General features: G+C 72.1%; 25 protein-coding genes. 18 read left to right on the top strand and 7 right to left on the bottom strand.

Annotated elements, in window-relative coordinates; translation table 11 throughout:
- Positions 1-16: 16 nt before the first annotated feature.
- The gene (locus tag FH610_RS34400) at positions 17-988 is read right to left on the bottom strand and encodes an AraC family transcriptional regulator (RefSeq protein ID WP_139579413.1); all 972 of its coding nucleotides are present in this window, start codon (positions 986-988) and stop codon (positions 17-19) included.
- A gap of 98 nt (positions 989-1,086) precedes the next feature.
- Between FH610_RS34400 and FH610_RS34395 the strand changes: the two genes are divergently transcribed.
- The 10 genes from FH610_RS34395 to FH610_RS34350 all read left to right on the top strand — a co-directional run bounded on the left by FH610_RS34395 (position 1,087) and on the right by FH610_RS34350 (position 11,776).
- The gene (locus tag FH610_RS34395) at positions 1,087-2,043 is read left to right on the top strand and encodes an SDR family NAD(P)-dependent oxidoreductase (RefSeq protein WP_139579412.1); all 957 of its coding nucleotides are present in this window, start codon (positions 1,087-1,089) and stop codon (positions 2,041-2,043) included.
- A gap of 58 nt (positions 2,044-2,101) precedes the next feature.
- Positions 2,102-2,326, top strand: a complete 225-nt coding sequence (locus FH610_RS34390) for a hypothetical protein (protein WP_139579411.1) — start codon at positions 2,102-2,104, stop codon at positions 2,324-2,326.
- Positions 2,327-2,411: 85 nt separating this feature from the next.
- The gene (locus FH610_RS34385) at positions 2,412-3,437 is read left to right on the top strand and encodes an N-acetylglucosamine kinase (protein ID WP_139579410.1); all 1,026 of its coding nucleotides are present in this window, start codon (positions 2,412-2,414) and stop codon (positions 3,435-3,437) included.
- The gene (locus FH610_RS34380; protein ID WP_139579409.1) at positions 3,428-4,903 is read left to right on the top strand and encodes a glycoside hydrolase family 3 protein; all 1,476 of its coding nucleotides are present in this window, start codon (positions 3,428-3,430) and stop codon (positions 4,901-4,903) included. The genes FH610_RS34385 and FH610_RS34380 overlap by 10 nt, the downstream gene beginning before the upstream one ends.
- Positions 4,904-5,052: 149 nt before the next feature.
- Positions 5,053-6,873: an ABC transporter substrate-binding protein gene (locus FH610_RS34375; protein ID WP_139579408.1), complete on the top strand. Its 1,821-nt coding sequence runs from the start codon at positions 5,053-5,055 to the stop codon at positions 6,871-6,873.
- Positions 6,870-7,904, top strand: coding sequence for an ABC transporter permease (locus FH610_RS34370; protein WP_139579407.1), 1,035 nt, complete (start codon positions 6,870-6,872; stop codon positions 7,902-7,904). The genes FH610_RS34375 and FH610_RS34370 overlap by 4 nt, the downstream gene beginning before the upstream one ends.
- Complete coding sequence (locus FH610_RS34365; protein ID WP_139579406.1) at positions 7,901-8,833, top strand: ABC transporter permease; 933 nt, start codon at positions 7,901-7,903, stop codon at positions 8,831-8,833. Before FH610_RS34370 ends, FH610_RS34365 begins: the two co-directional genes overlap by 4 nt.
- A gap of 5 nt (positions 8,834-8,838) precedes the next feature.
- On the top strand, positions 8,839-9,882 hold the full coding sequence (locus FH610_RS34360) for an ABC transporter ATP-binding protein (RefSeq protein WP_240809370.1): 1,044 nt from the start codon (positions 8,839-8,841) through the stop codon (positions 9,880-9,882).
- A complete protein-coding gene (locus tag FH610_RS34355) occupies positions 9,879-10,898 on the top strand; it encodes an ABC transporter ATP-binding protein (RefSeq protein ID WP_139579405.1) in 1,020 nt (339 codons plus the stop codon). Before FH610_RS34360 ends, FH610_RS34355 begins: the two co-directional genes overlap by 4 nt.
- Complete coding sequence (locus FH610_RS34350) at positions 10,895-11,776, top strand: GNAT family N-acetyltransferase (RefSeq protein ID WP_139579404.1); 882 nt, start codon at positions 10,895-10,897, stop codon at positions 11,774-11,776. The genes FH610_RS34355 and FH610_RS34350 overlap by 4 nt, the downstream gene beginning before the upstream one ends.
- 2 nt (positions 11,777-11,778) lie before the next feature.
- Here FH610_RS34350 and FH610_RS34345 read toward each other — a convergent pair whose 3' ends face one another.
- On the bottom strand, positions 11,779-12,885 hold the full coding sequence (locus FH610_RS34345) for an exo-beta-N-acetylmuramidase NamZ family protein (RefSeq protein ID WP_139579403.1): 1,107 nt from the start codon (positions 12,883-12,885) through the stop codon (positions 11,779-11,781).
- A 29-nt stretch (positions 12,886-12,914) separates the two neighbouring features.
- On the opposite strand from FH610_RS34345, the gene murQ reads away from it, so the two are divergent.
- The 3 genes from murQ (at position 12,915) to FH610_RS34330 (ending at position 15,759) form a co-directional block, all read left to right on the top strand.
- Positions 12,915-13,817, top strand: a complete 903-nt coding sequence (gene murQ / locus FH610_RS34340) for an N-acetylmuramic acid 6-phosphate etherase (protein WP_139579402.1) — start codon at positions 12,915-12,917, stop codon at positions 13,815-13,817.
- A gap of 7 nt (positions 13,818-13,824) precedes the next feature.
- Entirely contained in the window at positions 13,825-14,871 is a 1,047-nt protein-coding gene (locus tag FH610_RS34335; RefSeq protein ID WP_139579401.1) for a serine hydrolase domain-containing protein, read from the top strand.
- Positions 14,872-14,946: 75 nt separating this feature from the next.
- Positions 14,947-15,759, top strand: coding sequence for a DUF1206 domain-containing protein (locus tag FH610_RS34330; protein ID WP_139579400.1), 813 nt, complete (start codon positions 14,947-14,949; stop codon positions 15,757-15,759).
- Positions 15,760-15,781: 22 nt separating this feature from the next.
- On the opposite strand, the gene FH610_RS34325 is transcribed toward FH610_RS34330, so the two are convergent.
- Positions 15,782-16,369, bottom strand: coding sequence for a TetR/AcrR family transcriptional regulator (locus tag FH610_RS34325; RefSeq protein ID WP_139579399.1), 588 nt, complete (start codon positions 16,367-16,369; stop codon positions 15,782-15,784).
- A gap of 141 nt (positions 16,370-16,510) precedes the next feature.
- Here FH610_RS34325 and FH610_RS34320 point away from each other — a divergent pair, with 141 nt between their 5' ends.
- Together FH610_RS34320 and FH610_RS34315 are read left to right on the top strand one after the other, a co-directional pair.
- Positions 16,511-17,455 carry an SDR family NAD(P)-dependent oxidoreductase gene (locus FH610_RS34320; protein WP_139579398.1) on the top strand — a complete coding sequence of 315 codons (945 nt, stop codon included), beginning with the start codon at positions 16,511-16,513 and terminating at the stop codon, positions 17,453-17,455.
- 164 nt (positions 17,456-17,619) lie between these two features.
- Entirely contained in the window at positions 17,620-18,081 is a 462-nt protein-coding gene (locus FH610_RS34315) for a hypothetical protein (RefSeq protein WP_139579397.1), read from the top strand.
- A 459-nt stretch (positions 18,082-18,540) separates the two neighbouring features.
- On the opposite strand, the gene FH610_RS34310 is transcribed toward FH610_RS34315, so the two are convergent.
- Complete coding sequence (locus tag FH610_RS34310) at positions 18,541-19,056, bottom strand: hypothetical protein (RefSeq protein ID WP_139579396.1); 516 nt, start codon at positions 19,054-19,056, stop codon at positions 18,541-18,543.
- Positions 19,057-19,333: 277 nt separating this feature from the next.
- Here FH610_RS34310 and FH610_RS34305 point away from each other — a divergent pair, with 277 nt between their 5' ends.
- From FH610_RS34305 to FH610_RS34295, 3 genes are all read left to right on the top strand, one after another.
- Positions 19,334-19,882, top strand: coding sequence for a TetR/AcrR family transcriptional regulator (locus FH610_RS34305; protein WP_139579395.1), 549 nt, complete (start codon positions 19,334-19,336; stop codon positions 19,880-19,882).
- A gap of 23 nt (positions 19,883-19,905) precedes the next feature.
- On the top strand, positions 19,906-22,062 hold the full coding sequence (locus FH610_RS34300) for an MMPL family transporter (RefSeq protein ID WP_139579394.1): 2,157 nt from the start codon (positions 19,906-19,908) through the stop codon (positions 22,060-22,062).
- 118 nt (positions 22,063-22,180) lie between these two features.
- The gene (locus FH610_RS34295) at positions 22,181-23,041 is read left to right on the top strand and encodes a universal stress protein (RefSeq protein WP_139579393.1); all 861 of its coding nucleotides are present in this window, start codon (positions 22,181-22,183) and stop codon (positions 23,039-23,041) included.
- A 96-nt stretch (positions 23,042-23,137) separates the two neighbouring features.
- Here FH610_RS34295 and FH610_RS34290 read toward each other — a convergent pair whose 3' ends face one another.
- The 3 genes from FH610_RS34290 to FH610_RS34280 all read right to left on the bottom strand — a co-directional run bounded on the left by FH610_RS34290 (position 23,138) and on the right by FH610_RS34280 (position 25,893).
- Positions 23,138-23,482, bottom strand: a complete 345-nt coding sequence (locus tag FH610_RS34290) for an RNA polymerase-binding protein RbpA (protein ID WP_139579392.1) — start codon at positions 23,480-23,482, stop codon at positions 23,138-23,140.
- Between the two features lie 125 nt (positions 23,483-23,607).
- Complete coding sequence (locus tag FH610_RS34285) at positions 23,608-24,957, bottom strand: MFS transporter (protein WP_139579391.1); 1,350 nt, start codon at positions 24,955-24,957, stop codon at positions 23,608-23,610.
- Positions 24,958-25,095: 138 nt separating this feature from the next.
- Positions 25,096-25,893, bottom strand: coding sequence for a glycerophosphodiester phosphodiesterase family protein (locus FH610_RS34280; RefSeq protein WP_420813758.1), 798 nt, complete (start codon positions 25,891-25,893; stop codon positions 25,096-25,098).
- Positions 25,894-25,964: the final 71 nt, after the last annotated feature.

Below are 25,964 nucleotides of genomic sequence, written 5' to 3'. Positions count from 1 at the left end.
CCGCGGCGACGCCGGTTCAACCGCCGGCCTGCGACGCCGGGCTCGGGGACGCCGCGACGGCCGCAGAGACAAGGGCCGTGCCCGCACGCCGCCGGCGATACTCGCGCGGCGAGAGGCCGGTGATCCGCTTGAACGCGGTGCTCAGGGCGCTTTCCGAGCCGTAGCCCACGGCGAGGGCGATCGTGGCGAGCGTGTCGTCGCCCATGCGCAGGCGCCGGGAAGCGAGCTCGATCCGCCATCGGGTGAGGTAGTCCAGGGGACCGAGACCGACCGTGTCCTTGAACCGCGCGGCGAGGGTGGATCGGGACACCGCACCGGCCCGTGCCAGCTCCGCGACGGTCCACGGGTGGGCGGGCCGGGAGTGCATGGACCGCAGTGCCGCCGCGACCACGGGGTCGGCGAGACCGGCGAGCCAGCCCGACACCGCGCGGGGCTCGCGGGCGAGATGCAGACGCAGCACGTGGATGAGCATGACCACGGCGAGATGCTCGGCCACGAGCGTCGAGCCGATCGGACGCCCCCGCAGCTCGGCGTCGATCTGACCGAGGGCCCACCGCACCGCGCTCGCCTCGCCGGTTTCCGCGGGCACGTGGATGACCGGCGGCAGCCCGTCGAGCAGCAGCTCGCGCGCGCGGTCGCCGAACGAGAAGCGGCCGCCCGTGATCAACGTGTCCACACCGTCGCCGACGTGGGGGAGGCGGCCCCGGGCGGCGCTCCACAAGGGCTCGGCGTCGACCGGGACGGTGTGGGGGTCGCTGGAGAGAGTGAAGGCGAGGGGGTGCGTGAGCAGGAAGCAGTCGCCCTCCGCCAGAGGGATCGGCGCGGTGAGGCCCTCGACACCCAGGAGGCACCGGCCGCGCCGGATGCTGTTGAACTTCACGCCGTCCGGCGGCTCGAAGCGCACCGCCCAGCTGCCGCCCGCCGTCATCCCCGTGGACAGGTGTGCCCGGGTGCCCAGCAGCGCGAGCACGTCTTCGAGCGGATCCATTGGCTTCCCTCGCGGCGATCGGGTCGACTGGACGATCGATGAAGTTTTACGGACTTTCTAGTATAGATAGTCCGCATAGGGTCTCTTAGCGTGGCCTCATGAACAGCGACCAGACTCGTCTCACGACTCCGTTCCACTCCCACGCCACGGCCGCCGAGGTCGTCGAGGGGGTGGATCTGTCCGGGCGGCGCGTCGTCGTCACCGGCGGCGCCTCCGGCATCGGGACCGAAACCGTCCGCGTCCTGGCCGCGGCCGGCGCGGAGGTCACCATCGCCACCCGCGACCCGGCCGCCGCGGCGCGGATCGCCGCGACCTTCGCCGACGGGCCCGGAACCGTGCGGTCCGCCGCGCTCGACCTGGCCGATCTGTCGTCGGTCGCGGCGTTCGCACGAGACTGGCGCGGCCCGCTCGACGTGCTGGTCGCCAACGCCGGGGTCATGGCGATCCCGGTGCGCGAGGTTACCGCGCAAGGCTGGGAGATGCAGCTCGCGACGAACTACCTCGGACATTTCGCCCTCGCCGTGGGCCTGTACGGCAGTCTGCGGGCGGCGGGCCGGGCGCGGATCGTCGTCGTCAGCTCCGGCGCCCATCGCGACACGCCGTTCGACTTCGACGACCCGCAGTTCGAGCGCCGGCCGTACCACCCGTGGACGGCCTACGGGCAGTCCAAGACGGCGGACGTCCTGCTTGCGGTGGGTGCGCGCCGGTGGGCGGCCGACGGAATCACGGCGAACGCGCTCAACCCCGGCTGGATCATGACGAACCTCCAGCGCCACCTCGACGAAGCGGCGATGCGCGAGATGGGCGCGATCGACGAAGACGGCGAGATCATCCCTCAGCTCTACCTCAAGACGGTCGCCCAGGGCGCGGCGGCATCGGTGCTGCTGGCGGCCTCGCCCCTGGTGGAAGGCGTGACCGGCCGCTACTTCGAGGACAACCAGGAGGCCCCGCCCGCCGCCCCCGGGATCGTCGGCGGCGTGGCGGCCCACGCGCTCGATCCGGACGCGGCGGACCGCCTGTGGGACTATGCGAGCTTCGTGCTCGCGGCGGCATAGGAAATGTGCCGTTTGGGCACTTCAAGAGATATCGGGGGCGTGTTCGATGGGGGGAACCATGGCTGTATCGGCGGACCTGGCGAAGCTGCTCGACCGCGAGTACGAGGACAAGACCCTGGACGAGATCATCAAGGCGCCGGTGGACGCGCTGGCCGGGGTGAGCGCGGAGGACGCGGAGCTGTTGAAGAAGGCCTTCCACATCAAGACCGTCGGGGATCTCGGACGCAACAAGTTCTTCCGGGCGGCCACCGCACTCGTCGATCTCACCGACAGCAGGAAATAATCGGGCATCCCGTCCGGCCGGTGGCCGTTGTAGAAGATTTCCATCGCCTTATAGGTTGATGGAAGGTATCTACAAAGGAGCGGCCGTGGGGGCTCTGTTCGTCGGCGTGGACGGGGGAGGCACCAGCACGCGCTGCGTCGTGGTCACCGAGTCGGGCGAGATCGCCGGGCGGGGACGGGCCGGCGGCGCCAACGCGATCTCGGTCCCCGACCCGGCCGCCAACCTGCGCGCCGCGCTGCTCGGCGCGCTGGAGGGCCTGGACCCCGCACGGGTCGCCGGCGGCGTGTTCGGCCTGGCCGGAGCCGCCCGCGCCGCGGAGCCCGCGGAGCGGGCCTGGCGGGAGGCCGGGCTCGCCGGGCGCCCGGCGGTGGTCGCCGACGTGCTCGTCGCCTTCACCGGCGCCACCGATCAACCGGACGGCGCGGTCCTGGTGGCCGGCACCGGCGCGATCGGCGCCCGCATCCGCGACCGCCGCATCGTACGGCGGGCCGACGGCCTGGGCTGGCTCCTGGGCGACGAGGGCTCGGGCGTGTGGCTGGGCCGCCGGGCCGCCGCCGCGGCGCTGAACGCGATCGACGGCCGGGGCGCGCCCACGCTGCTGGTCGTCCGGGTCGCCGAGGCCGTCCTGGGGGCGGGGGCGGCCGGCGAGGACGACGGGCCCGCGCTCACCCAGGCCCTGATCGCGGCCGTGTACGCGCGGGTCGCCGAGTCGGGGCCCGCCTGGCTGGGCACGCTCGCGCCCGTGGTGGACGCCGCCGCCCGCGAGGGCGACGAGGTGGCGCGCGGCATCGTCGCGGAGGCGGCCCGCAGGCTGTGCCGCACGGCAGGCGTCGTCCTGGGGGAGGGCGCCCGTGAACGGGGCACCCAGGCGGAGCGCGGCCCGGACCAGATAGGCGCGGGGCCGCTGGTGCTCGCGGGGTCGCTGCTGACCGAGCCGACCGAGCTCGCCCATCTGGTTCGTGCCGAGCTGGGCAGGCGGGCCGTGCTGGTGCGCGCCGGGGACAACGCGGCGGGGGCCGCCGCGCTCGCGGTGCGGGCCGCCCTGCCCGGCGACCCGCGTGCCGCCGAGGCGCACCGCGTGCTGATCGAGCAGGGGGGCCCATGGGGCTGAGCGGCGGCGAGCTGGACCGGATGGCGATGGCCGTGCTCCAGCCCGGTTTCGAGGGCACGGAGCCGCCCGCCTGGCTGCGGCGGGCGCTCGGCGAGGGCCTGGGCGGCGTGGTCCTGTTCGCCCGCAACGTCGCCGGTCTCGACAGGACCGCCGCCCTGGTCGCCGAGCTGCGCCGGGAACGGCCGGACGTGGTCGTCGCCGTGGACGAGGAGGGCGGCGCCGTCACCCGGCTGGAGGCCGCCACCGGCAGCTCTTGGCCGGGCAACCTGGCGCTGGGCGTCGCCGGTGACGAGTCGCTGACCCGCCGGGTGGCGCGGCAGATCGGCCGGATGGTCGCCGCCGCCGGCGTCACCCTCGACTACGCCCCCGTGGTGGACGTCAACGCCGACCCCCGCAACCCCGTCATCGGCGTGCGTTCCTTCGGCTCCGACCCCGAGGAGGTCGGCCGCCACGGCGCCGCGTGGATCGAGGGGCTGCAGAGCGCGGGGGTGGCCGCCTGCGCCAAGCACTTCCCCGGCCACGGGGACACCGTGACCGACTCCCACCTGGCACTGCCCGCCGTACGGGCCTCCCGCGAGGTGATAGAGCGGCGCGACCTGCCGCCGTTCCGGGCCGCCATCGCGGCGGGCGTGCGCGCCGTGATGTGCGGTCACCTGCTCGTCCCCGCCGTCGACGCGCTCCCCGCTACGCTGAGCCGTGCGGTGCTGACCGGCCTGCTGCGCGAAGAGCTGGGGTTCGACGGGCTCGTGGTGACCGACGCGATCGAGATGCGCGCGGTCGCCGCCCTGCACGAGCCGGGCGAGATCGCGGTCCGCGCGCTGGCCGCCGGGGCCGACGCGATCTGCGTCGGCGTGTCATCGGCCAGGGGGGAGAGCGTCTACGCGCTGCGCGACGCGATCAGCGGCGCGGTCCGCGAGGGACGGCTGGCGGAGGAGCGCCTGGCCGAGGCGGCGGGCCGGGTGCGGGACCTGGCCGCGTGGTACGACGCGCGGGCCGAGGCCAGGGCCGCGGTGGCCCGCGACGCCGACGAGGGCCTCGGCCTGGCGGCGGCGACGGCCGCCCTGCGCGCGACCCCGGCGGAGCAGGCGGCGCCGCTGACGAAGGCGCCGCTGGTGGTGCACCTGGCGGCGCGGCCCAGCCAGGCCGTCGGCCGCGCGACCCCGCTGAAACTCGGTCAGGCGATCGAGGAGATCCTGCCCGGGACGGTAACGGCCGAAGTGGACGACGACGGGCACCTGCCGGATCTGAGCGAGGCGGGGCGCCCGCTCGTCATCGCGGTCCACGACGCCGTACGGCACGCCTGGATGCGGCGGCTTCTGGACGAGGCGCTGCGGGCCCGCCCGGACGCGGTCGTGGTCGAGACGGGGGTGCCGGGGCCGCCCGCCGGGCGGTTGTACCTCACCACCCACGGCAACTCCACGGCCTCCGCGCGGGCGGCGGCCCGCTGGCTCACCGGCGGCGTCTGACCGGTCCGCCGACCCCTCGCGTGATACGTCTTCGCAGGTAGCGGGCTACGGTAAAAATTAACTCCATCACCACCTCTGCCCGTGGAAAAAATTGACGGCATCGCGAGCGCGCCCGTATTGTCCAGGCAATCGGGAACCAGGAGCAGCCCATGAAGCGACTCGCGGCGATCGTGGCTCTGGCGTCGATCGTCACAGCCACCGCCTGCGGCACTACCGGGACGACGGACACCGCCCAGCAGGGCGGCGGCGTGTACACCACGATCGACGGCAGCAAGCAGATCAACGCGAGCGCGCCGATCAACCCGTTCAACCCCGTCGGATCGGTCTTCTCGGGATACAACGGCATGGCGCTGGCGTGGCCCAAGAACGACCCCACCGATCCCAACCAGTTCTACCCGGCCATCGCCAAGAGCTGGAGCATGTCCCCGGACCGGTCGGAGGTCGTGATCCACCTGCAGCCGAACGCCAAGTGGTCCGACGGCACGCCGGTGACCAGCGAGGACGTGCGTGTCTCGATCGGTCTCGCCTACACCCAGGGCGGCACGGCGTACGCGCTGGACCCGAAGGCGGCGGGCGCCGCCGCCGACATCCAGGTCGTCGACCCCACGACGATGAGGGTGACGCAGGGCGCCAACCGCAGCTCGACGTTCCTCGCCAACCTGCTGTCGACCGTGGTCGTGCCCGCGCACGTCTTCGGGAAGCTGCTGCCCGCGGACTTCTGGCAGACGCTCAAGGTCGCCCAGCACGGCCAGGGCGCGTCGGCCGAGAAGGCGAAGAGCCAGATCACCGGGCTGGCGGAGAAGGTCATCGCCTTCAACCCCGGTCACGACGTGTCCGCCGGGCCGTTCGTGCTGGAGCGGGTGAACCCGGGCGCGGCGCTGCTCAAGCGCAACCCCTACTTCTACGCCCGGCAGAACATCGCGCCGGACAAGGTGAAGATCCTGAACTACACCGGCAACGAGCAGATCTGGAACTACCTGATCGCCGGCCGGCTGGACAACGCCCCCTTCACCTCCGTGCCCACCGCCGTCATGAACCGGATCCGCGACGCGAAGGGCAGCGAGGTGGTCAAGGGCTACTCGCCCGTGGCGGTCTCCCTCGCGTTCAACCAGTCGCGCAAGCCGTACGACAACGTGCACGTGCGGCGGGCGATTGCCTACCTGATCGACCGCGCCCAGGTCACGAAGATCGCCTCCCCGGAGGGCGGCACGCCCGCCGCCACCACCTCGGGCATCCACGCCAAGGCGGCCCGGGCCTGGCTGGGCGACGCGTTCGACACCCTTGAGCAGTACCGCGTGAACCCCGGCAAGGCCGACGCCGAGCTGAAGGCGGCCGGCATGACCAAGCGGGGCGGCCACTGGGCCCTGCCGGACGGCAGCCCGTGGAAGGTCCGCATCCACGTGCCCGCGTCGTTCTCCGACTGGGTCGCCGCGGCCAAGTCGATCAGCAGCCAGCTCAGCGACCACGGCATCGACGCGAGCGTGGTCACCGCCGCCGACTACACGCTCTATCTCGGTGAGCTGGCCGACGGCAAGTACGACCTCGGGTTCTGGCTGATCGGCCTCGGCCCCTCGCCGTACAACATCTTCCAGCGGCTGTTCGGCCAGGCGAACGGCTGGCAGATGTTCGGCGGCAGGCTGCGGCACGTCGCGCCGGGCACCGAGGGCAACTGGATGGGCGGCCCGGAGAAGGTCGACGCCGGCGCCGCCGGCACGGTCGACCCGGGCGAGCTGACCAGCACGCTGAACTTCGCGTCCCACGACGAGCAGCGGCGCATCGTCGGCGTCCTGGCCAAGGTCGCCAACGAGCAGCTTCCGGTCGTCCAGCTCTGGGACTACGTGAACACCCAGTTCGTGAACACCTCCCGGTACACCGCGTTCCCGCCCGACGACGACGAGTCCCTGCGGCTGTCGTCCGGGGTGTGGATGCAGCTCGGGATGATCAGGAAAGCGGAGAAGGGGCAGGCATGACGCACGCCGTTCCGGGGCGTCCCCGGCTGGGCGCCATCGCCAGGAAGATCGGCGGCCACCTGGTCCGCGGCCTGGCGATGATCTGGGTCGTCGCCACGATCAGCTTCGTCATCATCCGGGAGATCCCCGGCAACCCCGTGCTCGGGCAGTACGAGAGCCTGATCCAGAAGGGCATGTCGCCCGAGCAGGCCGAGCGGGCCACCGCCGTCCTGTACGGCTTCCTGCCCACCGGCAACCTGTGGCAGCAGTACGTCGGCTACATGGGCTCGCTGCTCCACCTCGACCTCGGGCGTTCGCTCAGCACGCCCGGCGTGGAGGTGACCACGCTCATCGGGCACGCGGCCCGGTGGACCGTGCTGCCGGTCCTCGCCGGCACGCTGCTGAGCTTCCTGCTCGGCGTCACCATGGGCGTCTACGCCGCGATCAAGCGGTCGGGCAAGCTGGGCGACGCGCTCGCGCTGTCCGGCTCGCTGCTGCACGGCGTGCCGGTGTACGTCATCGGCCTGCTGCTCACCGCGGTCTTCGCCACGCTCTGGCCGATCATGCCGTCGGGCGGGCCGGTGGACGTCGAGTTCGTCCCCGGCTTCAACGCCGGCTACATCGGCTCGCTGGTGCACCACGCCGTGCTGCCGGTCGTCACGTACACGCTGGCCAGCTACGGCGGGTGGATCCTCGCGATGAAGTCGAACGTGGTCGCCGTGCTCGGCGACGACTTCATCCTCGCGGCCGAGCTGCGCGGCCTGCGGCGCGGCTTCGTGTTCCGGTATCTCGCGCGCAACGCGATCCTGCCGCTGTTCACGATCCTCGCCCTGTCGGTCGGCATGCTGTTCGGCGGCTCGATCTTCATCGAGGAGATCTTCAACTACCCGGGCCTCGGCCTGCTGCTCGTCAACAGCATCAGCAGCCGCGACTACGCGCTGATGGGCGGCACGTTCCTCGTGATCACGGTGGGCATCGTCGTCGCCAACATCGCCGCCGACCTGCTGTACACGGTGATCGACCCGCGGGTCAGGAGCGGAGGCGCGGCATGACCGTCATCGTCAACCCGGAGGGGGCGATCAGCCCCGAGGCCGCGCCGGCCGGGACAACGCGGGCCACGCTGCGGCGCAACTTCTGGCGCGGGGTATGGCGGGTGCTACGGCGCAAGCCCAGCCGCATGGCCGGGGTGGTCATCGTCGCCCTGTTCGCCGTCATGGGCCTGGCCGGGCCGCTGCTCTACCCCGCGCAGCTGCCGCGCGACGACAACGCGCTGTACGCGCCGCCGAGCCTGGCCCACCCCTTCGGCACCGACTTCGAGGGCACCGACGTGCTCGCGCTCGTCGTCACCGGCGCGCGCTACGTGCTGCTCACCGGCCTGGCCACCGCCGTCATCACGGTCGCGCTCGGCACGCTCATCGGGCTGGTCGCGGGCTTCCACCGCGGCCGGTGGGACACGCTGCTGATGCGGCTGACCGACATGAACCTCGCGATCCCCGGCCTGCCGCTGCTGCTCGTGCTGTCCACGGTGTGGAAGTTCGAGAGCCCGCTGGAGATGGGCCTGGTGCTCGGGGTGCTCGGCTGGGGCGGCATCGCCCGCGCCGTGCGGTCGCAGACGCTGTCGCTGCGCGAGCGCGGCTTCATCGAGGCCGCCCGCGGCCTCGGCCTGCCCACCCGGCACATCATCGGCCGCGAGCTGCTGCCGAGCATGGCGCCCTACATCGCGATGAACATGCTCATCGCCGTCACCGGCGCCGTGTACGCCCAGGTCGGCCTGTTCTTCCTCGGCGTGCTGCCGTTCGAGTCGAACAACTGGGGCGTGATGCTGAACCTCGCGGTGTTCAACGGCGGGGCGCTCACCACTCCCGCCGCGCTGCCGTACCTGCTGGCCCCGCTGATCGCGATCCTGTTGCTCACCCTGGGCATCGTGCTGATCGTGGACGCGATGGACGAGATCTTCAATCCCCGCCTGCGGGAGGAGTAGCCCCTATGACCGCTCACACGGCCGCACGTGACATGGCAGCACGTGACATGGAAGCACCGGGGGTCGCGATCCGGGACCTCACGGTCGTCTACAAGACGCCCGCGGGCGAGCTGCCCGCCGTACGCGGCGTCGACCTCACCCTCGCCCCCGGCACGATCACCGGCGTCGTCGGCGAGTCGGGTTCGGGCAAGTCGACGCTCGCGCTGTCCCTGCTCAACGCGGTGCAGCCGCCCGGCAGGATCGCGGCGGGCAGCGTCGAGATCGACGGCCTCGGCGACGTGCTGACGCTGCGGGGCGAGGACCTGCGCCGCGCCCGCGGCCGCCAGGTCGGGTACGTCTTCCAGGCCGCGCAGAACTCGCTGAACCCGCTCAAGACCATCGGCAAGCAGCTGCTCGACCTCGGCCGCTCCCACGACGTGGAGGACCTGCGGGGCCTGGTGCGCGACGCCAAGGACCTGCTGGCCCGCATGGGCATGGACGGCGCCCGGGTGCTCGACTCCTACCAGCACGAGCTGTCCGGCGGCATGCGCCAGCGGGTCGGCATCATGCTCGCGCTCGTCCTGAACGCCAAGGTCGTCGTTCTGGACGAGCCGACCACCGCCCTCGACATGATCACGCAGGCCACGATCCTGCGGATCATCCGCGAGGTCCACGAGGAGCGGGCGCTCACCACGCTCGTCATCACCCACGACGTCGGCGCGGTCGCCGAGGTCGCCGACAGCCTCGCCGTCATGTACGGCGGCCGGGTGGTCGAGCACGGCCCGGTGACCGAGGTGCTCGGGGACGCCTGGCACCCGTACACCCAGGGCCTGATCAGGGCGATCCCGCGTCTGTCCGGCGACCTGTCGCTGGCCCGGGCGCTGCCGGGACGCCCGCCGACGCTCGGGACGCTGCCCAAGCAGGGCTGCGTGTTCCGCGAGCGCTGCGAGCGGCGCATGGAGGTGTGCGAGACCGACGAGCCCATGTCCGTCAACCGGGACGGCCGCACCGTCGCCTGCCACGCCACCGACCGCCACCTCACCCTGGTCAAGCGGAAGGAGTTCGTGTGATCACGGGAACCGGGATCACCAAGATCTTCAAGCAGCGCGGCGGCGTGCTCGGCGCCCGGGAGGTGCCCGCGCTGCGCGGCGTGGACTTCGCCATCGCCAAGGGCGGCGCCGTCTCGTTCATCGGCGAGTCGGGCAGCGGCAAGACCACCCTCGGCCGGATCGTCGCCGGGTTGGAGACCCACGACGCCGGCGAGATCGTCATCGACGGCGTGCCGATGTCCACGCTGAGCCACCGGAGGCGGCAGCCGTACTTCCGCCGCATCCAGCTCATCCACCAGGACCCCTACTCGGCGCTCAACCCCACCCGGACGATCCACCAGACGCTGGAGGCGCCGCTGCGGCTGCGCGCCCGGCAGACGGGCCGCCCGAGGTCGTGGGTCGACGGGCGGGCCGCGGAACTGCTGGCGATGGTCGGCATCGACCCCGGCTACGTGCTCCCGCGATACCCCCACCAGCTGTCCGGCGGCATGCGCCAGCGCGTGGTGATCGCCCGTGCGCTCACCATGGACCCCGAGGTGCTCGTCGCCGACGAGGCCGTCTCGATGATCGACGTGTCGCTGCGGCTGGGCATCCTCGCCCTGCTGAAGGACCTGCGCGAGCGCCTCGGCGTGGGCGTGCTGTTCATCACCCACGACATCGCCACCGCCCGCTACATCGGCGACGACGGCGAGCTGTACGTGCTGTATCGCGGCCAGGTCGTCGAGCGGGGCGCCACGGAGAAGATCATCGCGGACCCGGTCCACCCGTACACGCAGTCGCTGCTGTCGGCGATTCCGGTGTTGCACGGCCTGGAACGGCCGGGCGCCGAGCGGGTCGTGCCGAGGGAGATGCAGCGGGAGGGAGAGCCCGACGGCGGCTGCCTGTTCGCCCGGCGCTGCCCGTTCAGCACCGAGCGCTGCGAGAACGAGATGCCCGTGCTGGGCCGCGACGGCGGGCCCGGACAGGAGACCGAGCAGGAGTACGCCTGCTTCCACCCCAAGCGGCGCAGCGTGATCCCGGTGGGGGTGGGCGAGTGACGGACATCCTTCCAGTCGAGGCGGGCCAGACGCTGGAGCGCCTGGCCACCGCCGCGCTGTGGGCCGACGCCGAGGACGCCGCGCTGGTCGTACGGCGGCTGGCCGACCCGCCGGGGGATCGGGCGTGGACGGCCCTGGCCACGCCGGACCGGGACGGCGTGGTGTTCACCTCGATCGGCGCGGACGGCGCCGGTCACATCGACCTGATCGCCGTGGACCCCGCCGCCCAGGGCCGAGGGATCGGGCGGGCGCTGGTCGGCGCGGCCGAGGAGTGGATGCGGGCGCACGGCGCGGCCGAGGCGAGGTTCGCCGGCAACCCGCCCTGCTACGCCTGGCCCGGGATCGACGTGCGCTACACCCCGGCCGCCTGCCTGGCCGAGAGCCTGGGGTACGAGCAGTACCGCGTGGCCTGGAACATGACGGCCGACCTGCCGGCCCGCTACGACGAGGCCGAGCACGAGGCCGACCTGGCCAAGCTCGCCGCGGCCGGGGTCACCGTCGCCGCAGCCCCCGCGGGGAATCGCGGAGCGGTCGCGGCCTTCGTCCGCGAGCAGTGGAACGACAAGTGGGCCTGGGAGGCCGAGCAGGCGACCGGCCTGCACTATGCCTTCCGCGACGGGGCGTCGCGCGACGGGGAGATCCTCGGTTTCGCCGCCTGGGGCGCCCGGCCGCTGTGGTTCGGGCCGATGGGCACGGCCGCGGCCGCCCGTGGCCTCGGCGTGGGCCGGGTGCTGCTGCGTCGTTGCCTCGCCGAGCAGGCCGCCGCGGGGCAGACGTCCGCGCAGATCGGCTGGGTGGGCCCGCTCCGCTTCTACTCCCGGGCGGTGGGCGCTCGCGCCGAGCGGGTGTTCTGGCTCTACCGCCGCGCGCTGGGCTGATGTCAGCCGTACAGCAGTTCGCCGTGGGGCGGGCCCGGCGGGGAGCACAGCCCGCGGGGGTCGCGGCCCGCCTCCAGGTGCTCGCGCAGCGACGCGGAGCCCCACAGCAGGTCGAGGAACGGCTCGCAGGCGAAGTCGCCCGGATAGAGGGTGCGCAGCACGTGCAGGACGGACACGCCCGTCAGCACCGGCCGGAAGGCCTGGCGGTCGGTCACGTGCAGTTGCGCGCCGCGCACCACGACGCCCGCGTCCCTGCCGAACGTCGGGGTGAACCACGTGTCGCGGAAGCGTACGCCGGGCAGGCCGAGGTCGTTGAGCGCGGCGGCGAACCGGCCGTCCGCGTACGGCGCGCCGACCAGCTCGAACGGCCGGGTCGTGCCGCGTCCCTCGGCGGCGTTCACACCCTCCAGCAGCCCGGTGCCCGGGTAGACGAGGGCGGTCTCGAGGGTCGGCATGTTGGCCGACGGCATCACCCAGGGCAGCCCGGTGCGGTCGAAGTGCCACTCCCTGCGCCAGCCCTCCATACGCACCACTTCCAGCTCGGCGCCGATCGCGCGGTTGGCGAACACGGCGATCTCGCCCGGCGTGAGGCCGTGCCGCACGGGCAGGGCGGCGCGGCCGACGAAGCTCGCGTAGGCCGGGTCGAGCACCGGGCCCTCGGCCACCGCGCCGCCGATCGGGTTGGGCCGGTCGAGCACGGTGAACCGCAGCCCGAGCCGGGCGGCCGAGCCCATCAGGTCGTACATCGTCCAGACGTAGGTGTAGAAGCGCGCGCCCACGTCGCACACGTCGAAGACGAGCGCGTCCACCCCGGACGACGCGACCAGCGCGTCCAGGTCGCCGCCGGTCCGCCGGTAGGTGTCGAGCACGGGCAGGCCGGTGACCGGGTCGACGGTGTCGCCCTCGCCGCCGCCCGCCTGAGCCGTGCCGCGCAGCCCGTGCTCGGGGCTGAACAACGTGGTCACGGGCACCCCGGCGACCAGCAGGGCCGGTGCGGCGGCGGTCAGATCGGGCAGGACTCCGGTGGGGTTGGTGACGAGGCCCACCCGCTCCCACCTGGCTTTCGGCGCGCTCACCAGCAGTTCCAGCCCTGTACGCACGCGATCCATGAAGACTCCGAAGCCGAGGAACCATGACCATGACGCAATCACTCGCCACTCTGGCCACCGAACAGAGCGATCCCCGCTACAGCGGGATCGACACGCTCCCGACGGAGGAGATCGCGCGGCTCATGAACGCGGCGGACGCCGCCGTCCCGGCCGCGGTGGGCCGGGCCGTCCCGGCGATCTCCGCGGCCGTCGACGCCATCGCGGCGCGGATGTCCGACGGGGGCAGGCTCCTCTACGTGGGCGCGGGCACCTCCGGGCGGCTCGCGGTGCTCGACGCCTCCGAGTGCCCGCCGACCTTCGGCACGCACCCCGACCTCGTCCAGGGCATCATCGCGGGCGGCGAGGCCGCGCTGGTGCGCTCCGTCGAGGGCGCCGAGGACGACGCCGAGGCCGGCGCCGCCGTGATCCGCGGCAAGCACGTCGGCCCGCTCGACTCCGTGGTGGGCATCTCCGCCAGCGGGCGCGCGCCGTACGTCGTCGCGGCGGTCGAGCAGGCCCGGCGGCTCGGCGCGCTGACCGTGGGCCTGGCCTGCAACACCGGCACCCCGCTCGCGCGGGCCGCCGACCACGCCGTCGAGGTCATCGTGGGGCCTGAGGTGGTCACCGGCTCGACCCGCCTGAAGGCCGGCACCGCCCAGAAGCTGGTCCTCAACATGATCTCCACGATCACGATGATCAGGTCGGGCCGGACCTACGGGAACTTCATGGTCGACGTCGTGGCCAGCAACTCCAAGCTCGTCGACCGGGCGGCCCGCATCGTCTCCGACATCACGGGCACGCAGGTGCCGCGGGCCCGGGAGGTCCTCGAGAGCGCGGGCCGGGACGTGAAGACGGCCGTCGTGATGATCGAGCGCGGCGTGGGCGCCGACGACGCGCGGGCGCTGCTCGCTGCCAACGGCAACCGGCTCGGCGCGGCCCTGCACAGTGCTTGACAACGCGGTGCCTGACAACGCGGCGCCTGATCCTTCGCTGGAGGACGTCCTGCGGGCGGCCGTGCCCGAGGTCGCCTCGGCGGCGGTCGCCGTGATCGCCGTGGACGGGCGTACGGTCGCCGCGGCCGCCGTGGGGGAGGCCGTGCGGTACGCCGACCCGTCCGGGGGGCTGCTGGCGCGACGGCCGGCCGTGGCGCGGGACGCGCTCTTCGACATCGCCTCCCTGACCAAGATGTTCACGGCCGTGGTGCTGGTCTCACTGGCGCAGGAGGGCGCGCTCGACCTCGACGAGCCGGTGGCCGTCCGGCTGCCGGGGTTCTACCGGGACCGGCGCGAGATCACCGTACGGCACCTGCTGACGCATTCGGCGGGCCTGCCCCCGAGCCGCCGGGTGGAGAAGGAGCCGGAGGAGGCCCGGTGGGACCTGGTGCTGTCCACTCCGGTGCAGGGGCCGCCGGGGACGCACCTGTACTCGGACGTCGGCATGATCACGGCCGGGCGGGTGGCGGAGGCCGCCGGCGGTGCGCCGCTGGACGTGCTCGTGCGCGAGCGGGTCACCGGGCCGCTCGGGCTCGGCGCCACGACGTACGGGCCGGTCGAGCCGGGCCGGGCCGTCGCCACCGAGTTCAAGCGCGGCACCTGCGTGCGGGGTGAGGTGCACGACGAGACGGCCCACGCGCTGGGCGGCGTGGCCGGGCACGCCGGGCTGTTCTCCACCGCCGCCGACCTCGTGCGTTTCGGCGAGGCGCTGCGCACCGGCGGCGGCCCGGTCCTGTCTCCCGCCTGGACCGCCGAGATGCTGCGCGACCAGGGCGTTCCGGGCGCCGCCTTCCGGCAGGGGCTCGGCGTGCGCATCGACGACCCGGCCATCGTGGGGCCGCTCGCGGGCGCGTTCGGCCACTCGGGCTTCACCGGCACGTCGCTGGTCGTCGACCCCGCTCACCGGCTGACCGTCGTGCTGCTCACCAACAACGTGCATCCGCTGCGGGGCCGCCCCGGCATCCGCGACCTCCGGCACGCCGTCGCGGCCGAGGCCCTGCGCCTGGCCGGCTGATCCGGTGGAGGTTTAACCCTCCTCGTCCGGGCAGCAGGAAGATCGCGATCCGCCGCCAGGAGGAGAGGAGCCGTGATGACGACCGCGCATCGGGCCGGCCGGCGATTCGAGGGCGCCGCCCGGAGGGCGGCCGACCACCCCGTCCTGGAGAAACTCGCCAAGGTCGGGTTCGCCGCCCGGGGCGTGCTGTACGCGATCATCGGCCTGGTCGCGCTCCAGATCGCCTTCGGCGGGGGTGGAGAGGCCGACAAGAGCAGTGCGATCCACATCGTGCGCGACTCGCCCCTGGGCGACACCCTGCTGTGGGTCATGGCCGTCGGCCTTGCCGCGCTGGCGATCTGGCAGGTCTCCGAGGCCGTCTGGGGCCGGCCCGAGGTCAGGGACCGCGTGGAGGCCGTGGCCAGGGCGGTCGTCTACGCCGCCCTCGTGTACTCGATGGTGGCGCTGCTGACGCGCAACAAGGCCGCCTCCTCGTCCGACGACCAGTCGCAGGACGCCACGAAGGCGCTGTTCGAGCTGCCCGGCGGCCAGTTCCTGGTCGGCCTGATGGCGCTCGCCGTGATCGCCCTCGGCGTCTTCTGGATCCGCGAGGGCTGGACCGGGAAGTTCATGCGCGACATGCACGTGACCGAGGCCCGCACCCGCGGTGTCGTGGTCAAGCTCGGCAAGGCCGGTTACCTCGCCCGCGGCGTCATCGCGCTGGCCGCCGGCGCCCTGATCGGCCAGGCCGCCCTCACGTACGACCCCGACAAGGCCGTCGGAATCGACGGCGCGCTCAAGGCGCTCGCCGACACCCCGGCCGGTCCGTGGCTGCTCGTCCTGGTCGCGATCGGCCTGGTGCTGTTCGCCGCCTACTGCTTCGCGGAGGCCCGCTGGCACCGGGTGTGAGCGGACCCGCCGGAGCCCCGCTTCAGGAAGGCTCGCCGGACGCTTCGTGGCGCAGGCCGTCCATCAGCAGATCGAGCAGGCGCCCGGCCTGCTCGCGCTGCGCGGGCTCGCCGGCGGCGAGGCAGATGCCGTTCACGCCGGTGAGCACGTCCTCGGCCGTCACGTCCCGCCGCAGCGTCCCGGCCCTGCCGCCCGCGTCGAGCAGCGTGCCGATCGCGCCGAGCAGCCGGTCGCGGCTGTGCGCGTACGGGTTGGCGCCGGAGGCGATCACGGCGCGCAGCGCGTCGGCCATGCCCCGCTTGGTCGCCAGGTAGTCGACGAAACGGTCCATCCAGGTGCGCATCGCCACGTCGGGCGGCATCGCCTCCGCAAGTTCGGCCGCCGCGTCGCACAGCTTCGCCAGCTCGTTGCGGTAGGCCGCCTCGATCAGCGCCTCTCTGGTGGGGAAGTGGCGGTAGAGCGTGCCGATGCCGACGCCCGCCTCCTTCGCGATCGCGTCGAGCGTGACGTCCGGCCCGTCCTGGGAGAACGCCCGCACGGCGACGTCGAGCAACCGCTCGCGGTTGCGCCGGGCGTCGGCGCGCAACGGCTTGGTTCCGGGGACGGACACGGCTCCTCCACGGGCACGGGTTGCTAACCGGAGGGTCCTCCGATTAGAGTCGCAGGCGTACCGGAGGTTCCTCCGGTTCTTCTCAGTGTAGCGGCCGGGGTCCTTGGGGAGCCCGCGCCGCCGTACGGGACGGGGACGAACATGACTCAGACCACGCGCATCACCACGCCGTTCACCGGGCAGTCCACCGCGGCCGAGGTCCTGGAGGGCGTCGACCTGCGCGGGCGGCGGGCGATCGTGACCGGCGGGGCGTCGGGAATCGGCGTCGAGACCGCCCAGGCGCTGGCCGCGGCCGGCGCGGAGGTGACGATCGCGGTCCGCGACCTCGACGCGGGCAAGCGGACCGCGGAGGACATCGCCGCCACCACCGCGGGCACGCACGTCCTCGTCGCGCGGCTGGACCTCGCCGACCGGGCCTCCGTCGCCGCGTTCGTCGCCGCATGGGAGGGGCCGCTGCACATCCTGGTCAACAACGCCGGGGTGATGGCGTGTCCGGAGACGCGGACGCCGGAGGGCTGGGAACTGCAGTTCGCCACCAATCACCTCGGTCACTTCGCGCTGACCACGGGCCTCCACCCGGCGCTCGCGGCGGCCGGCGGCGCCCGCGTCGTGTCGGTCAGCTCCAGTGCCCACCTGCGCTCGCCGGTCGTCTTCGACGACATCCACTTCAGGGAGCGCCCTTACGACCCGTGGCTGGCCTACGGGCAGTCGAAGACGGCCAACGTGCTGTTCGCGGTCGAGGCCGGCAGGCGGTGGGCCGGCGACGGCATCACGGTCAACGCGCTCATGCCCGGCGGCATCCCCACCGGCCTTCAGCGGCACCTGGACCCGGACTACATCGAGCGCCGCCGCGCGCTGGGCGACTCGACCGGCGTGACGTGGAAGAACACCGAGCAGGGCGCGGCCACCTCCGTGCTGCTCGCCGCGTCGCCGCTGGTCGAGGGCGTCAGCGGACGCTACTTCGAGGACAACCAGGAGGCGGAGATCGTCGAGCCGGGTGCGGGCCGGGGCGTCGCGGCGTACGCGCTCGACCCCGAGGCGGCCACCCTGCTCTGGCAGGTGTCGGCGGACCTGCTCGACCTGTAGATACCTACCACGGGCTGACGCCCTGCTCCTGGAAGACTTTGTACAGATGCCGGACGGAGATCTGGTGCGCTGTGGCGATCGTTTCCGGGGTGAGGTCCGGGTCGCCGAGTCGCTGCCGGATGAAGTCGTGGATCAGAACACGATCGCATTTCGGGAGAGCCTGTATGAGTCTTCTCATCAAGTCGGTGACTGACCAGGTCCGGCTGCCTCAATACGGCGCCTTCGCCCTGGAGGATCAGGGACGCAACGTGCGTGACCCGGGGCCCCTGGGTGTCGATCCGGGTCCCGGCGCATGGTTCCAGGCCGTCGACGACGGTGCCGGCATCAGCAGCGAGCACGGATGGCAAGAGGTCGGCGTTCAGCTGGAACTGTGGGACGGACTCCCAAGGACCACCGAGGAATGGGACAAGTCTCAGGATGCACTCATTTACTTCACCTCCGGCAAGGTCGCCGCAGTGGAGGTGGAGTATTACAACAACGAGCACAACATCCTCGACTTGGGCCGTGCGGGCGCACACTGGAACGTGCGTGCGCTGATGCGCCAATTGCGGCCGGTGCGGCCAGAGGACTCGATTCGGATGAGGGTGGACCTGGAGGCGTACCTTTTCCAGTTCTGGCCGGCGTAGTACGGCGTGCAGGCGCATCCAAGACTATCCCAGCGGCAGTTGGCGGAGCACGTTGCAGCACCGCGGGCATCGTCTGCACGAACGAACTCAAGCGGGAGCCCGGAAAGGACTGCGACGAGTTCTCGTTCGTGAGATCGAGAACGGACAGCATGGCACTGTGCTGAACGCCCGGTACGAAAACAATCGAATTGAACTACGATGAATACTGGGTGGACCTCCAGCAGCACTACCGGTGGGACCTTTCTGGATCGCTAGTAGCGACCTAGACGGGTCCCACTTGTTGCGTCAAAGAGCCAAGGAGAGCTGTGGCAGAAATCATCAGCGAACTGCTTGATCCGCGAGATATTGAAATAAAGGCGGCACAATAGGCTTCAATCGGCGTCGACATAATTCATGCGACGGGTGGTACGGGGGCGCTGAGAATTGACCGACCCATGATGGGCTGGCCGGGGCGAGTCTTCAATCGTCCCGGTCCCTTCGTTCTCCGGGGCGGTCCGGCCAGAACTGAAGGAAAAACACTTCGGCCTCGTACTCCTCGGCCCCCAACGTGAAGTACTCCACTTCCTCGGGTTCCAGTTCGATCTCACGAGCCGACAACCTGACCCACCAGCGCATGGCTCGCGCGCCCAGGTCGACCTGAAGCGGACTCGCCACTTCCTCGTCGTCCTCGAGATGGAGGACCCCCGATGTCGTCCGGAACTGAACGACGGTCTGCTTGTCCCAGGCGTCGTTCGGCGTGGGCGGCGGCTCAGCGCTCCAGACCTCGAAGACGAACCTTCCCCTCATCAGTTCCAGGACGTCATCGCGCCCTGCGATCGACTCGATGACCATCAGGTTGTGGGTGGTGGAGCACAATTCGCCGCCCAAGAGCCGCGCATCTTCCGTGTCGTCGGTCGGACCATCCCCGTCAACGAGGAGGTAGCGACCATATCTGCGCTGGAAGGTATCTCCGGCGGTGATCAGCAGCTCGGCCATAAGCTCTTACGCTGTCACAGACGACGGGGCGATTCGGCTCAAATCGGATGGTTCCCTCGGTGCTACCGCATAGGGCTGTTTCCGGCGGAACTGCGGCGCCGCCGCATTCGCCGAGCCCTGCATCGCGTCGTGGCGCCGTATGTCTGCTGCGTGAACGTACCGGTGGACGACGCATGAGGTATCCACGCGGCTGCTGGCATGGAGCGCCGGCGACCGCCGGAGTCGGTTACTGGCCGATCGGTCAAATGCTGGCCGATCGGTCAGCTAGGGTGTCCGCATGGCACGTTCCGCAACCACCATGCGCGCGGACATCCTGGACTCGGCCGTGCGGCTGTTCGCCGCCCACGGCTTCCGCGGCACATCCCTGCAGGACATCGCCACGGACGCGGGCTGCTCCAAGGCGTCCTTGCTCTACCACTTCACGAACAAGGACGCGATCTTGACCGAGCTGCTGGCGCCCGTCGGGCCGGAGTTCGCCGCGCTGGAGGGGCGGCTCGCCGGGCTGGACGGCGAGGAGGCCGCCCGTGCCGCCGTCGCCGGGCTCGTCGACCTGTCCCTGCGCTTCCGGCTGCAGGTGAAGATCCTCCTGCAGGACGTCGACGCGCTGATCAACCGGCCGGAACTGCCGGACGTGGACGGCCTCACCGAACGGCTGACGGACGCTCTGTCCGGCCGTTCGGCCGCCCCCCAGGCCCGGGTCTGGGCCTGGATGGCGATGCTGGGGATCATCCTGACCAGCGCCGGCGAGCTCACGCTCCCCGAGGAGACGCTGCGCGCGGAGCTGAGCCGTGGCGCGTTGCGGACGCTCGGCCTGCAGACCGACTGACCTCCCGAAGAAAGAGATCTGCTTTGGCAACCCTGCTGTACCGGCTGGGCCGGTTCTCCTTCCGCAGACGCGGGCGCGTGGCCGCCGTGTGGCTGCTGCTGCTCGTGGTCCTGGGCCTGGCCGCCGCCGCCTTCCACGGCCCGACCGGCGACAAGTTCGCCATGCCCGGCACCGAGTCACAGCGGGCGCTGGACGCTCTGGCCAAGGAGTTCCCGCAGGCCAGCGGTGCCACCGGCACCATCGTCGTCGCCGCTTCGCAGGGCCGGAAGCTGGACGCCGCCGCGGTCGCGCCCGTGGTCAAGGAGGCCGCCGCCGTGCCCGGCGTCGTCGCCGCCGTGGATCCGTTCCGGGTCGGCGCCGTCTCCGCCGACGGCCGCTACGCCCTGGTCCAGGTGCAGTTCGACCGCGGGCTCAAGGATGTGACCGACGCCCAGCGCGCGGCCTACCTGAAGGCCGGCTCCTCGGTGGCGGGGCTGCGGGTCGAGCACGGCGGCGAGGTCCTGAACGCCGCGCCGGAAGTGGGCGGGTCGGAAGGGATCGGCGTCGTGATCGCCGCGGTGGTGCTGATCGTCACCTTCGGCTCCCTGGTGGCCGCCGGCATGACCCTGCTGAACGCGCTGATCGGCGTGGGGGCCGGCATGGGCGGCCTGTTCGCGCTCAGCGGCCTCGTCGAGCTGACCTCCGTCACGCCGGTGCTGGCGCTGATGCTGGGCCTGGCCGTGGGCATCGACTACTCGCTGTTCATCACCTCCCGCTACCGCCAGTTCCTGGCCGAGGGCGTGGCGCCGGAGGAGGCCGCGGGCCGGGCGGTCGGCACCGCCGGATCGGCGGTCGTGTTCGCCGGGGCCACCGTGGTCATCGCCCTCGCCGGCCTGTCGGTGGTCGGCATCCCGTTCCTGAGCGTGATGGGCCTGGCCGCCGCCGGCACCGTCGCCGTCGCCGTGCTGGTCGCCCTCACGCTGCTGCCCGCCTTCCTGTCGTACGCCGGAGCCCGGGTGCTGCCCCGCAAGCAGCGCACCGGCGAGAACGCGGACGCGGGCGGCAGGGGCTTCGGCTACACGTGGGGACGGGTGGTCACCCGGCTGCGCGTGCCGATCCTGCTGGCCGGAGTCCTCGGCCTCGGCGCGCTCACGCTGCCGGCCCAGGACCTGCGGCTGGCCCTGCCCGACGCCGGCACCGCCGCGCCCGGCACCCCGGCCCGCGAGGCGTACGACCTGACCAGCGAGGGGTTCGGCGAGGGCTTCAACGCCCGCCTGATCGCCGTGGTCTCCGCCGCCGACCGCGCGGCCACGACCGCCGCCGCGGGTGAGGCCGCCCGGGTGATCCAGCAGACCCCCGGCGTGCTGGCCGTGGCCCCGCCGCAGCCCAACGCCGCGGGCACCACCGCGCTGCTGACCATCATCCCCAAGGCCGGGCCCACCGCCGCGGCCACCGAGGACGCCGTCCACGCCATCCGCGCCAAGGTCGCCGCGATCGGCGGCGCCGAGATCGCCGTCACCGGCGCGACGGCCGTGGGCATCGACGTCTCCGACAAGCTCGCCGACGCCATGCCCGTGTACCTGCTGCTGGTGGTCGGCCTGTCGGTGCTGCTGCTCATGCTCGTCTTCCGCTCGATCCTGGTCCCGGTCAAGGCGGCGCTGGGCTTCCTGCTCACCGTCGGTTCGACCTTCGGCATCACCGTGGCGATCTTCCAGGAGGGTCACCTGGCCGGTCTGCTGGGCGTGGACGTGCCGGGCCCGCTGGTGAGCTTCCTGCCGATCCTGCTCATCGGCATCCTGTTCGGCCTGGCCATGGACTACGAGGTGTTCCTGGTCTCGCGGATGCGCGAGGACTACGTGCACGGCGACACTCCCCGCCAGGCGACGATCAACGGCATGGGGCACAACGCGCGGGTCGTCACCGCCGCGGCGCTGATCATGACGGCCGTGTTCGGCGGGTTCGTGTTCATGAACGACCCGATCATCAAGTCGATGGGCTTCGCACTGGCGGTCGGCGTGCTCGTCGACGCCTTCGTGGTCCGCATGACCCTCGTCCCCGCCGTGATGTCCATGCTCGGCCGCGCCGCCTGGTGGCTGCCCCGCGCCCTGGACCGGGCGCTGCCCGACCTCGACGTCGAGGGCGAGCGCCTGCGCCACCACCTCACCGCCCGCGCCGCCTCCCCGGAGCACGCCCTGTTGTAGGAGCGGGGTGTCGTAGCGGGCGCGGGGGCCGGAGGTCCCGTCCCTGCGGGACCTTCGGCGCTCGCACGCCTCGGCGTGGGAACGATGTCATGGAAGGACCGGCAGAGGGGAGGGCGTCATGATCGTCGTGGGTGTCGACGGCTCGCACGCCGGCATGGAGGCCGCCTGCTGGGCGGCCCGGGAGGCCGACCTGCGCGGCGTCCCCCTGCGCATCGCCAACGCCATCCCCGCCTGGGCGTGCTCGACCGCGCAGCAGGGTCCGTACACCAGCGTCGCGGCGTGGATGCGCGACGGCGCCGCCGCCGTGCTCGGCGCCGCCACCGAGCGGGTTCGCGCGGAGGCGCCCCGGGTGCCGGTCGACACCGCGATCCTGGCCGGCGACCCGCGCCCGGCGCTCGTCGAGGCGGCCCTGGACGCCGATCTCCTGGTGCTCGGCAACCACGGGCTCGGCGGCTTCCGCGGCCTGCTGCTCGGCTCGGTCGCGTACGGCGTGGCGGGTCACGCCCCGTGCGACGTGGTCGTCGTGCGGGAGGTGCCCTCAACGCCGCGCCCGGAGATCGTGGTGGGCATCGACGGATCGCCCGCCTGCGCCAAGGTGCTCGACTTCGCCTTCGCCGAGGCGGCGCTGCGGGGGACGGGACTGCGGGTGGTGCACGCCTACAGCTCACTGGAGGCGGGCGGCGGCTTCGCCCCGCTCCCCGACGACTTCGACGACGAGAAGGTCGAAGTGCGGATGGTCAGGGAGGCCCTCGCCGGGCGCCGTGAGCGCCATCCCGACGTCAAGGTCGTCGAGGAGGTCGTCCGGGGCCATCCGGTGGACGTGCTGCGGCAGGCGTCGGCGAACGCCGACCTGCTCGTCATCGGCTCCCGGGGCCACGGCGAGTTCACCGGCCTGGTCCTCGGATCGGTCTGCCAGGCCATGCTCCACTACGCGACGTGCCCCATGGTCGTCGTCCGTGCGCCGGAGCCGACCGGCTGAGCGGGCAGTCCGGATCGAACGATTCGCTCGCGGGCCGGACATGCGAACGCCCCCGGCGGCCCGGAACTCCGGGCCGCCGGGGGCGTTTTCGGCGTCCTACGCGCTCTTGCGCCGCTGCTCGCGCAGAATGGCGAGTCGCTCGTTCAGCACCTCTTCGAGGTCCTCGATCGAGCGGCGCTCCAGCAGCATGTCCCAATGGGTCCGCGGGGGCTTCGCCTTCTTCTGCTGGGGCTGCTCCGCGTCCACCCGCAGCGCCGGGCTGCCGCAGTAACGGCACTCCCAGTTCGTCGGAATCTCGGCCTCGACGGCGAGCGGGACGGTGGTGAGATGGCCCTTGGGGCACGTGTAGGACACCTCCTGGCGCGGGGCCAGATCGGTGTTGCGGTCGTTCTCGTAGCTGGTCGCGCCGAGCCGGGTACCGCGAAGTGCACGCTCGCCCATGTCTTTAAGCCTCCTGAGGTCCCCGCCTTCGAGGGGTTCGTTCGCCACCGCGTACAACGCCTGATACCGTGTGTGGATTCCCAGCCGAGACCTGATCCAATCGCGCTTTTTCCGTCCCACTGGTCTCAGATGTGGTCGGGCACCTCGTTCCCCGCCTCGCGGATGGCCTGAGGCAGGTTGACAACGGTGAGCAACACGAACCCGACGACGAAGAACACGATCAGCGAGACGATCGCGGTGCGATAACTGTCGGTGAGCTGGAGCGCCAGCGTGAGCACCAGCGAGCCGAGGAACGCCGAGCCCTTGTCACTGATCTGGTAGAGGCTGAAGTACTCCGCCTCCCGGCCGGGCGGGATGACCAGAGAGTACAGCGAGCGCGACAGCGCCTGCGTGCCGCCCATGACGATCGCGATGGCGAAGGCGATCGCATAGAACTGGACGGCCGCGCCCTTCTGCAGGAAGTAGGCCACCCCCACCACCGCCGTCCACACGACCAGGCTGGCCAGGACCGTGCGCTTGGTCCCGATCCTGGCCGCGATCCGCGCGAGCCCGAGCGCGCCGCCGACGGCGATGAACTGCACCATGAGGATCGCCCCGATCTGGTGCGTCTGGCTCAGCCCCAGCTCCTGGTCGGCGTACGTCGCGGAGAACCCGATCACCGTCTGCACGCCGTCGTTGTAGATCAGGTAGGCCGCGAGGAACAGCAGCGTGCGGGGATAACGCCGCAGGTCGGCGAGGGTCCGGCCGAGCTGGCGGATGCTGCCGGCCGCGGCCCGGGCCGCGGTCGCCTCGTGGACGGGCACCCGCCGGTTGCGCAGGCGCAGCATCGGGATCAGGGTGAACGCGCCCCACCACAGGCCCGCAGAGGCCAGGCTCACGCGGACCGCCAGGCCCTCCTCGACCGCGCCGGACAGGTAGAGCACCAGGTTGAGCGCGAGCAGCAGACCGCCGCCGAGGTAGCCGAAGCCCCAGCCCCTGCTGGAGATCGCGTCGCGTTCCTCCGCGCCGGAGATCTGCGGCAGGAAGGAGTCGTAGACCACCCGCGCCACGCCGAAGGTCACGTTGGCGACCAGGAACAGCACGCCGCCGAGCAGGTAGCCGCCGCCGGAGACGAGGTAGAAGCCGAGCGTGGCCGCCGCGCCCACGTAGGCGAAGACCCCGAGGATCTGCTTCTTGCGGCCGGTGTGGTCGGCCAGGGCGCCGGCGATCGGCATGATCACGATCTGCAGCAGCACCGAGATCGTCACCAGGGCCGTGAAGTACGCCTTCGGCCGCAGGTCGAGGCCCAGGAACGACACGAAGCCGTCCTCGCCGCCCGCCGCCGTCGTGGCGACCGAGGTCAGGTAGGGCCCGAGGAAGACGGTCAGGACGGTCGTCTGGAACGCCGAGTCCGCCCAGTCATACCAGTACCAGCCGCGTTGCTCGCGCCGCCGCGCGCCGGGGATCTCCTCCTGAACGACCTGGGGAGCGGTCATGGTCTCTCCTCACGGGGGTGGAGCGTCGCCGGGGCCGAGGGCTCTGCGGGGACAGGGTTCGGCGGGGGCAGGGTTCGGCGTGGACAGAGGATCAGCGGCTTCGGCGGGGCGTTCCGGGCCGGGTGAGATGGTCCGGGGTCACGGCTCGGCCGGGCGGGGGTGCCACTGCCCGCGTGACTTGAGCACGTCGCGCAGGCCGCTGATGTTGTCCGTCATGATCCCGTCGACGCCGAGATCGAGCAGATGCGCCATCGTCACCGGGTCGTTCACCGTCCACACGTGCACCTGCATGCCGATCGCGTGCGCGGTGCGCACGAGGGCGCGGGTGGTCACCCGCAGGCCGCGGAACCCGATCGGCGCCTGCGCGCACGGCACTCCCGCCCGGGCCAGCCCGGACAGCAGCCTGCCGTACCCGCCTCCCATCGCGGCCGTGCGCAGGGCGGCCAGGCCGCGCGGGCCGAGCGAGAAGCAGACCTCCCGGTCGATCGCGCGCCGGGCGCGGGCAAGTCGCACGTCGGAGAACGAGGTCAGGCACACGCGGTCGTAGGCGCGGGTGCGGCGGATCGCCCGGGCCAGCGGCACGATCGCGGCGCTCTCCTTGACGTCGATGTTGAACCGCACGTCCGGCCAGGCGCCGAGCAGGTCCTCCATCAGCGGGATCTCGTGCCGGCCGCCGATCCTGGCCCTGCGCACCTCGCGGTAGGCCAGCCGCGAGATGCGGCCGGTGCCGTCGGTGACGCGGTCGAGGGTGTGGTCGTGGAACGCCAGCAGGACGCCGTCGGCGGTCGCGTGCGCGTCGGTCTCCAGGTAGGTGTAGCCGAGCTCGACCGCCCGGGAGAAAGCGGCCATGGTGTTCTCGCGGGCCTCCGCCGCCCCGCCTCGATGCGCGAAGGCGAGCGGTCCGGGATGGTCGAGGAACGCGAAACGGCGATGCACGAGAGGAGTATGCCGGGTTCCGGCCATACAGTCAGCGCACCAAGGTGAACATTTGCGTCACAAGAGTCCCT

The organism is Microbispora catharanthi, assembly GCF_006334915.2.
GTDB classification, from domain to species: Bacteria; Actinomycetota; Actinomycetes; order Streptosporangiales; family Streptosporangiaceae; genus Microbispora; species Microbispora catharanthi.
The sequence above is the reverse complement of the archived record's forward strand: the minus strand, read 5'-3'. Positions and strand labels throughout refer to the sequence as shown.

Coding starts and splice junctions, on each gene's coding strand:
- FH610_RS34345 (WP_139579403.1), bottom strand. CDS start 12,885: ATGGATCGCGTGCGTACAGGGCTGGAACTGCTGGTGAGCGCGCCGAAA.
- FH610_RS34305 (WP_139579395.1), top strand. CDS start 19,334: ATGGCACGTTCCGCAACCACCATGCGCGCGGACATCCTGGACTCGGCC.
- FH610_RS34370 (WP_139579407.1), top strand. CDS start 6,870: ATGACGCACGCCGTTCCGGGGCGTCCCCGGCTGGGCGCCATCGCCAGG.
- FH610_RS34320 (WP_139579398.1), top strand. CDS start 16,511: ATGACTCAGACCACGCGCATCACCACGCCGTTCACCGGGCAGTCCACC.
- FH610_RS34310 (WP_139579396.1), bottom strand. CDS start 19,056: ATGGCCGAGCTGCTGATCACCGCCGGAGATACCTTCCAGCGCAGATAT.
- FH610_RS34395 (WP_139579412.1), top strand. CDS start 1,087: ATGAACAGCGACCAGACTCGTCTCACGACTCCGTTCCACTCCCACGCC.
- murQ (WP_139579402.1), top strand. CDS start 12,915: ATGACGCAATCACTCGCCACTCTGGCCACCGAACAGAGCGATCCCCGC.
- FH610_RS34315 (WP_139579397.1), top strand. CDS start 17,620: ATGAGTCTTCTCATCAAGTCGGTGACTGACCAGGTCCGGCTGCCTCAA.
- FH610_RS34295 (WP_139579393.1), top strand. CDS start 22,181: ATGATCGTCGTGGGTGTCGACGGCTCGCACGCCGGCATGGAGGCCGCC.
- FH610_RS34375 (WP_139579408.1), top strand. CDS start 5,053: ATGAAGCGACTCGCGGCGATCGTGGCTCTGGCGTCGATCGTCACAGCC.
- FH610_RS34330 (WP_139579400.1), top strand. CDS start 14,947: ATGACGACCGCGCATCGGGCCGGCCGGCGATTCGAGGGCGCCGCCCGG.
- FH610_RS34380 (WP_139579409.1), top strand. CDS start 3,428: ATGGGGCTGAGCGGCGGCGAGCTGGACCGGATGGCGATGGCCGTGCTC.
- FH610_RS34285 (WP_139579391.1), bottom strand. CDS start 24,957: ATGACCGCTCCCCAGGTCGTTCAGGAGGAGATCCCCGGCGCGCGGCGG.
- FH610_RS34365 (WP_139579406.1), top strand. CDS start 7,901: ATGACCGTCATCGTCAACCCGGAGGGGGCGATCAGCCCCGAGGCCGCG.
- FH610_RS34290 (WP_139579392.1), bottom strand. CDS start 23,482: ATGGGCGAGCGTGCACTTCGCGGTACCCGGCTCGGCGCGACCAGCTAC.
- FH610_RS34360 (WP_240809370.1), top strand. CDS start 8,839: ATGACCGCTCACACGGCCGCACGTGACATGGCAGCACGTGACATGGAA.
- FH610_RS34400 (WP_139579413.1), bottom strand. CDS start 988: ATGGATCCGCTCGAAGACGTGCTCGCGCTGCTGGGCACCCGGGCACAC.
- FH610_RS34390 (WP_139579411.1), top strand. CDS start 2,102: ATGGCTGTATCGGCGGACCTGGCGAAGCTGCTCGACCGCGAGTACGAG.